This is a genomic window from Staphylococcus sp. 231237_7MaSpsaltlick, from assembly GCF_043107035.1.
Genome location: NZ_JBICNX010000115.1, coordinates 1 through 1,516, shown reverse-complemented (window position 1 = coordinate 1,516; position 1,516 = coordinate 1). Strand labels below are relative to the sequence as shown.

The window sequence follows — 1,516 nt, the reverse complement described above, 5'->3', positions numbered from 1 at the left end:
ACTTTATTTACTAAGTCGACCAGACGACTGGCAAGTATATGAGAAAGAATTAGAAAAACATAGTCTTGATGGTAGAGATAGTTTGAAGAACGGAATTAAAGAATTAGAAACAACTGGTTATATTGTCAGAACACGTAAACGTGATGATAAAGGGCGTTTAAGAGAATATGAATACTCTGTTTATGAAGAACCTAACCAGAACGGATTACCCAACGTAGGTTTATCCAACGTAGGAAAAACCAACACAGGATTATCCAACGTAGGAAAACCCGTCCCTACTAATAATGACTTTACCAATAATGATTTAACTAATAATAACAATACTAATAATGATGGTAATGCTATGCCGAGTTCCTCGACTGTGTATCCTTATAAATCGATTATAGAACATCTTAATCAATCAACAGGTAAGCATTATAAACCTACAACCAGGAAGACTAAAGACTTAATCAAAACTAGATTTAAAGATGGTTTTGATGAGCAGGCATTCCAAACTGTAATTAACAATAAAGTTACTGAATGGAAAGGTACTGAAATGGAAAAGTTCTTACGACCAGAAACATTATTCGGTACTAAATTTGAAGGCTATCTTAATCAAGAAATAAAAAATACTGGACAAGACCAACTAGAACGTATGAAGTATGATCCTAGTTATTGGAATTAGGAGTGATTAAATGAAACGCATGTTAAGCCCTAGAATAACAGAAACACTTAAACAATATGAAGCTAACGATGTAGAGAAAGGGCTGTATTGTGAAAAGTGTGGTAACCGATATGATCTACACACATTTAGTAGTGGCTATGAATATCGTGATGGTTGTGAGTGTAGCATGATTGCTGCAGGCAAAGAAGCAGAGAAAAAACGTAAGCAGAAAGCAATAAATAATATATTTAATCAATCTAATGTTAACTACTCATTACAAGAGGTCACGGGAAACAATTATCAACCACAAAACCAATCGCAAACAGATGCTAAACAAACAGCTATAGAATACGTTAAAACATTTTCTATAGATAAGCCTAAGTCATTAATCATGCAAGGCTCATATGGGACAGGTAAATCACATCTAGCATATGCAATTGCTAAAGCAGTTAAAGCACAAGGCTATTCTGTAGCATTTATGCACATACCAATGTTAATGGATCGTATCAAAGCTACTTACAATAAGAATGCAGTTGAAACTACAGACGAGTTAGTCAAATTACTTAGCAGCATAGACTTGCTTGTACTAGACGACGTAGGTGTAGAAAACACAGAACATACATTAAATAAACTATTTAGCATAGTTGATAACAGAGTAGGTAAAAACAACATTTTCACCACTAACTTTAGTGATAAAGAGTTAAATCAGAACATGAATTGGCAACGAATCAATTCACGTATGAAACATAATTCACGTCAAGTGAGGGTTCTTGGTGATGATTACAGGGAGAGAGACGCATGGTAACTAAACAATTTATTAAACAAAATCTTGGTTGTTCAGATATATACGCACAGAAACTAATTAACTACGCT

The 1,516-nt window shown here is 34.0% G+C and carries 2 protein-coding genes; both read left to right on the top strand.

Annotated elements, in window-relative coordinates:
- Positions 1–664 (top strand): conserved phage C-terminal domain-containing protein (locus ACF91D_RS30210; RefSeq protein WP_392438429.1); only part of this gene is annotated, 664 nt, incomplete at its 5' end.
- Between the two features lie 10 nt (positions 665–674).
- The gene (locus ACF91D_RS30205) at positions 675–1,448 is read left to right on the top strand and encodes an ATP-binding protein (protein ID WP_392438427.1); all 774 of its coding nucleotides are present in this window, start codon (positions 675–677) and stop codon (positions 1,446–1,448) included.
- Positions 1,449–1,516 lie beyond the last annotated feature (68 nt).